Origin of the sequence: Bacillus sp. ok061, assembly GCF_900108285.1 — a bacterium.
In the GTDB taxonomy this organism is placed as follows: Bacteria; Bacillota; Bacilli; order Bacillales; family Bacillaceae_G; genus Bacillus_A; species Bacillus_A thuringiensis_S.
Genome location: NZ_FNUW01000070.1, coordinates 1 through 6,990, shown reverse-complemented (window position 1 = coordinate 6,990; position 6,990 = coordinate 1). Strand labels below are relative to the sequence as shown.

The window sequence follows — 6,990 nt, the reverse complement described above, 5'->3', positions numbered from 1 at the left end:
AGATTTAAAAGGACAGGTTATGTTTAGTGAATATGATTTAGAAATGTTTAAGAGGTTATTATTGATTAAGGCGGAGCCAGGAAGGACTATAGAGGAATCTTGTAGGCTTGTTGGTGAAGAATTTGGTATTTTGGATAAGAATCAAGTTATAACCGATATATCTTATGAAAACGAAGGGTATAATCAGGCGATTGAAGAGTTAAAGGAATTAATTTTAATGCAGAATAATAAGATTGATGAATTAACTATTAAATTAAATGAGCAATCAAATCAAACTAAGGTGATTGAAACAAGTGTTGGAGATAGAGATCAGCAATTAGTTAGATTAATGAAAGAAATGTTAGAAGTAAAAAGAATGGTTGCAGCAAGTGAAAAGAAAAAATGGTGGATATTTTGGAAGTGATTTCTATTTATCACTTTATTTTTTTTGTATTTTAATTTAAAATTAACCCATATGTTCATATTTGTTCTTTATTTTATTAATTTGTGTCATTTTGACACAAAAAACAGGAGGGTTTTTTATGAGTGGTAAGAAAAGACTTCATGTAACAGTTAGTGAAGAAAATTATATTAAGTGTGAAGAGGTAGCGAATCGATATGGTATAACAGTTAATGCTTTTATGGCTTTCATTATTGGTCAATGGATTGATTTTAATTATGAAGCAAATACGGTTTTAGCAAAAAAGGTAGATGAAGCTATTCCGGATGTAAATGGCCTTTTTAATCATCCTAAATTATTGGATATGATTAAAACTGTTATTGAGCAAGATAAAGAATTTCAAGATCCAGAATTTAGAGAGAATGTTAGAAAACAATTAAGTATTTAGTTTAGGAGGAGATATAAAATGAATGATGTATTAGCGAAAATTCTTGAAAAATTAGATCAGCTCGATAAAAAGGTAGATACGATTGGTAGTGAAGTAAAAGAAATTAGAAAAGAAATGCAAGCGCACCGTATGGAAATAGATGATAATTTTACAAAGTTATATAAGTTAGTTGAGGATAAAGATGTTGAGATTGATGTTTTGAATAAACGTGTATTTAAAAATGAAACAACAGTTGAAAAATTAAAAAGACAAAAACATTAGGATTTATATGTGAATTGAAATTGTATGTGCTTATTTTTAAAGAAAGAAGATATTTAAGGGGAATGGTATCTTGCAAAATGTTAAAGAGATAAAGAAATTAATTAGAAAGAATCCTGGTAAATATGCGAGTATTTCTACAACTGAAGATGGTGATTTTGAAGGTGTTTTATTGAGTGGATTTTTTGCAAAGCAAGTTATGAAATTGGCTTCTCAATCCAATCATATTTCTCATGATTTTAATTCAAATGATCTTAGTTCTTCTGATCTAACTTTAAAAGGAGTTTTTCTTTTTAATGGTACTGGAGTTCATTTTGTTTTTTATGAGGGTCTTGAGTCTATAAGGATTTATGATTCGCCAATGTTTGAAGATGATTCTAAAGAGATGTTTGAGTATTTTAAAGAGTGGTTACATGCACATTCTTGATATTTACTTTAGTAAACGTTGTAAGAATGTAATAAAGCATATTTAACAGTTCACTGTGTAAATGGGCACTTTGTGGAATTTTTTTGAAGGTTTGTTTTTTATGGATTTAGATATAAAAGTTGAAAGATTAAAGAGAGAAATATATTAATTACTGTTAAGAAGAGAGGGTTTATTTTGACGAAGGAATATGTGAAACGTGAGTTTAAAGCTGAGAATGTAAAAGTGGAAATTGAAGGTTATTCTAATATGCCTTTTTGGAATCATGATTTGACATTAGAGGTTGTTTTAGGTTTATTGAATACTGTTGATTATAAGGATTTTTTTGAATCACCAAATTATAATCAATTAAATGATTATACAAAGCAAATAATTGAAGCTATAGAATATAGTTTAGGATTTGATGGATTGTATAAATTGGTGTATGGAGATGTAAAAAAAGATTGATAGAAGAAGTATATAAGTTTTATTTAATTAGTTAACATTAATAGGATTTAGAATTCAGTTTTTGATTGGTTTTTTAGTAAGAGTGTTTTTTGTGGATTTAAATATTGTAAAGTGCGGCAAGAAGGTCGTTTTTCTGTGTGAGAAGGCTATTGGTGGTCTCTTGGTAAGTAATTACGAAATCACCGTCCACTTTTCGTAAAAAGGAGGTGACAAAGAGGGAAATGGCATTAGAAAAATCGCAACAAGAGTTGGATGAAAAATTAAGATTGGCTAGAGCTGAACGCTATGCTTGTCAGTCTGTTGCAAGAAAAGCCTTACCCAATGAACGCGTATCAATGTGTCTTAGAAGGGTAAATGGTTCATTTGTACAAGTATTGAAACATATAAAAACCCAAAAGGTATTTTATGATGGTTTATTGGTTTGTAGTAGTGTTTGGAATTGTCCTGTATGTGCGGCTAAAATATCTGAAAGAAGACGAAAAGAGTTAAAACAGGCTTTTGATCTTTATAAAAAAGAAGGGGGGCATATTGCTTTACTGACTCTTACATTTAGTCATAAAAAGATTGATAGATTAAAAGATATATTAGATATGTTTTCTGAAGCTACAAAAAAGTTTATGTCTGGACGAGCTTTTCAAAATATCCGAAATGAAATTGGAATGATTGGAAGAGTAAGAGCTTTAGAAGTTACATACAGTGAGAACAATGGATTTCATCCACACGCACATATTGCTCTTTTTTATGAGAATGTTGTAAATTTAGATGATCTAGAAGATAGAATGTATCTATTGTGGGAAAAAGCGTGTGTTAAAGTTGGTTTAATGGTTAATAGAAAACATGGTTTAACTCTAGAGAATGGAGAAAAGGCAAATGATTATATAAGCAAGCATGGAAAATGGGGATTGGATCAAGAATTAAGTAAAGCGCATATTAAAAAAGCAAAAAATGGATCATTAACACCATTTGATTTTTTAAGGGAATATCTTGTAACAGAAGATAAAAAATATCTGTTATTATTTAGAGAATATGCTGAACATTTTAAAGGTAAACGTCAGATTCAATGGTCTCAGGGTCTAAAAAAACGATTTGTATTAGAGGACAAAAGTGATGAACAACTTGCTATAGAACAAATGGAAGAAGCTGATGTACTAGGTTTATTAGAATATAAAACTTGGAAGCAAATTTTAAAATATGAAAACAGGTCTTATTTTTTAGATTTATGCGAGAAATATAGTTTTGAAAAGGCGGTAAGTATTGTGTCTCAGTATAAATTTGATAAAAATAAAAAAAAGACAAGTTCCTCCCAAGAACTTGACTTTAAAGAATAATTTTTTGATTTATAGTACTTGAATTATACACAGATATGTGAATAGATTTCAAGATAAAGCTTAGTATTGATGAAATATAATCAGAAAAAAACTGAAAAAAATTCGGAAAACAATCTCTATTTTAAGGGATTGTTTTTTTTGTTGAATAAAATTTTATTGTGAGATGGTTGTGTGAATTTATTTAATTAAGCCTTTTCTTATAAGTTCTAGAATTGTTGCTGTTCTAGTAGAAATTCCGTTTTCTTCTTTATATTCGTCAACTTTTTTTAATATTGATTGTGGGATTCTCATTTCTACTCTTTCTTTTTTATCTGTCATTATTATCACCTCTTCTTGTATTGTACGGAAAAATATCGTATAATACAAATTATACGGAAAAACACCGTAATTTTACCGTACAAAAATAAAAATTGAAGGGGATTTTTATTATGCTAGAAGATAAATTTTTAGAATCTAAGATTAAAGAGTTAACTAATCAAAATGTAGTGGTTTTTACTGATGATGAGATTATTGAAGGGGTTCTTTTAGATAAGGATGCTGGAGAAGAACGTTTGTTTGAAGTTTTACGTAAGATCTGGGGTAAGAATTTTGCTTGGTTTGGAGAAGGAATTTATATTCAATGTGAAGATACAGTAACGTTTCGTGATTATGATGAGGTGGATAATATATTTAAGAAGTAGTTCAATATAAATTGATATTAAATGAGGATTCTTTATGGAAGAGCATAAGGGATTTTTGCTATCATCAAAGGTGATAGATTAGGCAAAGCCTAACAAAAAAGTGATATCATCAATATAGGGAATTCAATGGAGTTTTAATGTGTACAATACGCAATTAAACTTTTGGTTTATTGTTTTTATATTAATAATGTTTGTAAGTAGTAAAATAGAAATGTGCATTTTTAAACAAGTGTTTTTGTATTTGGTTAAATTGTTATTTATAAATGTTGTATTGTTTTCGTAAATAAAAAAAACGGTATGTTAAGGTTATCAAAAGGATAGCTTTAACATACCGTTTTTTTATGGTTTTTAAGGTAAGATTACATCTGTTTTTTTGATTAGCTTCCGCTAAATTCGAGTAATCTTTGAGAGGCATCTTTGTCTTGAACGATTTTATAATATTCAGTTTGTCTTATTTCACGTTGTATTTGTAATTCAATTGTTTGTTCTAATGATGTAGGGATTTTAGAAGAAATCATTCCTCGAATTAACATTGTAAGTGGTTCTCCTATTGCTTGTTTAAAATTAAACCCTAACAATTGAAGTATATTGAACATTTCTTTTGAAAGAAGTGGTTTAATCATATCTAAAGATTGACTGATATTTTGTGCGTTTTCGTTATCACTATTTTCGCTTAGTTCCTCTAATAACGGAATAATTGTAGTAGTAATGTATGTAATATCATCTTCAGACATTTTTTGGGCGATCAATTGTTCATCATATGCTTGAGCAATTTGTATTACCTGATTTTTTTCATGAATTAAATCATTAATAATTGTTTCGAGATTACTAATGATTTTGTCCTTATCTCCACTTTCTTTGGTTGCTTTCATTTTATCGAAAATTGCCGGTATACGGTTTTGAGCTACAAGTTTAGCAAGAGCTCCACTTAGTGATATTAAATCAGCATTCATATCTAACATTGCCATCTCCCTTATTCAAAGTGAAAAAAGAGCTTGAATCTAGACTCTTTTTATTTTTTAGTGCCTACTAAGGTAAGGCTACACCAATTTTTTAACGCCTACTGGAGTAAGGTTAATTTTATAATTTATTATCGGTTTTTATTTAGCCGATCTGTATCGAAAAAAGTTCTTATGTCTTTGCGGTTATTGTAGCATATTTAACTTTTTTTTTTCATTTTAAAAGGCATCAAAACGAACCGCAAAGGATTCAAAAGGTACCACAAATAAGAGTTAAAAGGTTTCAAAGCGTACCACAACGTTTATAAAGGCGTCCCAGTTTTTGTAGGTTGTTTTGGGGCTTTTTTAGACGAATACAAAGCGTATATATGCACATGCGAAATAAATATATATAAATAGCTGAAAAGCGTATACAGGATGCATATTTTTAGAAAAATAGATCTCCTAAATTAGAGTGTGAGAAACCCAATAGGCACAGCCTATTTCACCACTTTTTTTATAAAGTGGGATTAGGTTTCCTTATGCTCTTTTTTAAAAAAAGGTTTTTAAGATGATAAATATTTATGTGTTTTTAATTTTTATAGTAACACATAGTTACTAATTTGAAATTATAATCACTTAATGTTATTATAGACTAAAGGAGGTTGGAAAATGAATGCAAAAGAAGTAGCTAAAATGTTAGGTGCTCATCCAAATACAATTTATAAAATGATAAAGAATGGTGAAATTAAGGCTGTAAAACAAGGTAAGTCTTTTGATATTCCAAGTATTGAAGTTAATAAATTGATGGTCTCAAAACATTCAGTTGATACAAATAAAGAAACTGAGAAAGGAGCGTATGCTTTGATCCAACATTTTGAGAATAAAATGTATAGTGAGTTTTCAAGAATTGCTATAGATTGTTATGGAGTAGCGCAAGACTTTTTGAAAATGAAGAATGAAGAGGATATCTATAAAAGAATAGAAATGGAATCAGACATACAAAATGGTAGATATTTTATTGATTTATTAGAAACTGTAGAAAAATATATTAGTTATAAAAAAATGTGTGAGCGTTTAAAGGAAACAGCCGAAGACCCTCTTCTTCATGAATCATTAGAGGAACAAGTAGCATGGCATAATGCTCTTCAAGTGGGATTAGGAGAGAATAATAAAGAATAGCTAGTGTATTTAAAAATTTTATAGAAAAGATATTTTTAATATTTGTCGCAGAATTAGTGCTTACGCCCTAAAGATTATGTTAGGTATGGCGAGCATTCGGCCTTAGGCGGATGCGCGCCAGGGATAGTTAAGCGTTAAGAGGATGAAAAATATTAACAAGGTTGTTATCTATAGAAATATTTAATATATAGTTGGATCTGATTGTGAGTTGTAGGAGATATATCCGATATAACTTCAGTTATAAAGGTAGAATGATTGGAAAGATAGGGACGATTTGTATAATCATTAGAGGGCGCAAAATCACTTCTGAAAGGTTTGGAATGTGAATCGGTAGATGGAAATGGAAAGCCTGTAAGAAGCCGTAGCAAGGCGAAGGAGTTTTATTTGGAAAAGTTTTTTGGTGTGTAAAAAGTTTTTTAAATAAAACTTGATGTCCCGAAGGGTTGCTAAAAGGAATAGTATATCAAGCTATCGCGTTCTCCCAAACATTGTTTGGGGGACACCAGCTGTAAGCGTAAGGGGTGTGGGTTCTCCCACATGGGAAATTTTTTGTGTTTTTTTCTAAAAAGTACGGTTTTATTTTGTAAGAGGAATACGGGACGTGAAATTTTACTTTGTTTTATAGAGTGTATATAAATTTATAAAACAAGGAGTTATATTGGTTATATCGAATATAACTCTGTGAGGTGATTGTGATGGTTGTTGTATATCAAACCACAAAACAGGCAGCACAAACATTAAATATTAATCATACAACTTTCAAGAAATATTATGGGATGTTTGAGAGATATAACGGATATAACTTCTTAAGAGATTTAAAAGGACAGGTTATGTTTAGTGAATATGATTTAGAAATGTTTAAGAGGTTATTATTGATTAAGGCGGAGCCAGGAAGGACTATAGAGG

10 protein-coding genes and 1 pseudogene are annotated in these 6,990 nt (G+C 29.6%); 9 read left to right on the top strand and 2 right to left on the bottom strand.

The annotated features are described in order from the left end of the window. From C4S65_RS33620 to C4S65_RS35620, 6 genes are all read left to right on the top strand, one after another. The coding region (locus C4S65_RS33620) for a DUF3967 domain-containing protein (RefSeq protein WP_103945923.1) at positions 1-403 on the top strand (403 nt) is incomplete at its 5' end. A 118-nt stretch (positions 404-521) separates the two neighbouring features. Then, on the top strand, positions 522-827 hold the full coding sequence (locus C4S65_RS33615; RefSeq protein ID WP_061157556.1) for a hypothetical protein: 306 nt from the start codon (positions 522-524) through the stop codon (positions 825-827). Positions 828-845: 18 nt separating this feature from the next. Continuing rightward, complete coding sequence (locus C4S65_RS33610) at positions 846-1,088, top strand: hypothetical protein (RefSeq protein WP_061157555.1); 243 nt, start codon at positions 846-848, stop codon at positions 1,086-1,088. A 70-nt stretch (positions 1,089-1,158) separates the two neighbouring features. Next, positions 1,159-1,512: a hypothetical protein gene (locus C4S65_RS33605; RefSeq protein WP_061157554.1), complete on the top strand. Its 354-nt coding sequence runs from the start codon at positions 1,159-1,161 to the stop codon at positions 1,510-1,512. 174 nt (positions 1,513-1,686) lie between these two features. After that, entirely contained in the window at positions 1,687-1,956 is a 270-nt protein-coding gene (locus C4S65_RS33600) for a hypothetical protein (protein ID WP_061157553.1), read from the top strand. 221 nt (positions 1,957-2,177) lie between these two features. Next, a complete protein-coding gene (locus C4S65_RS35620; RefSeq protein WP_061157552.1) occupies positions 2,178-3,284 on the top strand; it encodes a protein rep in 1,107 nt (368 codons plus the stop codon). 177 nt (positions 3,285-3,461) lie between these two features. Here C4S65_RS35620 and C4S65_RS34850 read toward each other — a convergent pair whose 3' ends face one another. Beyond that, positions 3,462-3,602: a hypothetical protein gene (locus C4S65_RS34850; protein ID WP_181032182.1), complete on the bottom strand. Its 141-nt coding sequence runs from the start codon at positions 3,600-3,602 to the stop codon at positions 3,462-3,464. 110 nt (positions 3,603-3,712) lie between these two features. Between C4S65_RS34850 and C4S65_RS33590 the strand changes: the two genes are divergently transcribed. Continuing rightward, the gene (locus C4S65_RS33590) at positions 3,713-3,964 is read left to right on the top strand and encodes a hypothetical protein (protein WP_061157551.1); all 252 of its coding nucleotides are present in this window, start codon (positions 3,713-3,715) and stop codon (positions 3,962-3,964) included. 377 nt (positions 3,965-4,341) lie between these two features. Here the strand turns inward: C4S65_RS33590 and C4S65_RS33585 are convergent, their stop codons facing one another. Continuing rightward, entirely contained in the window at positions 4,342-4,926 is a 585-nt protein-coding gene (locus tag C4S65_RS33585) for a hypothetical protein (protein ID WP_061157550.1), read from the bottom strand. 648 nt (positions 4,927-5,574) lie between these two features. On the opposite strand from C4S65_RS33585, the gene C4S65_RS33580 reads away from it, so the two are divergent. Then, on the top strand, positions 5,575-6,084 hold the full coding sequence (locus C4S65_RS33580) for a helix-turn-helix domain-containing protein (RefSeq protein ID WP_103945922.1): 510 nt from the start codon (positions 5,575-5,577) through the stop codon (positions 6,082-6,084). 695 nt (positions 6,085-6,779) lie between these two features. Beyond that, a pseudogene (locus C4S65_RS34985) lies at positions 6,780-6,990 on the top strand (hypothetical protein); the annotation flags it as partial.

What these genes read in the sequence shown, in the direction of transcription:
- C4S65_RS33615 (WP_061157556.1), top strand. Translation starts at nt 522, where the DNA reads ATGAGTGGTAAGAAAAGACTTCATGTAACAGTTAGTGAAGAAAATTAT.
- C4S65_RS33610 (WP_061157555.1), top strand. Translation starts at nt 846, where the DNA reads ATGAATGATGTATTAGCGAAAATTCTTGAAAAATTAGATCAGCTCGAT.
- C4S65_RS35620 (WP_061157552.1), top strand. Translation starts at nt 2,178, where the DNA reads ATGGCATTAGAAAAATCGCAACAAGAGTTGGATGAAAAATTAAGATTG.
- C4S65_RS34850 (WP_181032182.1), bottom strand. Translation starts at nt 3,602, where the DNA reads ATGACAGATAAAAAAGAAAGAGTAGAAATGAGAATCCCACAATCAATA.
- C4S65_RS33590 (WP_061157551.1), top strand. Translation starts at nt 3,713, where the DNA reads ATGCTAGAAGATAAATTTTTAGAATCTAAGATTAAAGAGTTAACTAAT.
- C4S65_RS33585 (WP_061157550.1), bottom strand. Translation starts at nt 4,926, where the DNA reads ATGTTAGATATGAATGCTGATTTAATATCACTAAGTGGAGCTCTTGCT.
- C4S65_RS33580 (WP_103945922.1), top strand. Translation starts at nt 5,575, where the DNA reads ATGAATGCAAAAGAAGTAGCTAAAATGTTAGGTGCTCATCCAAATACA.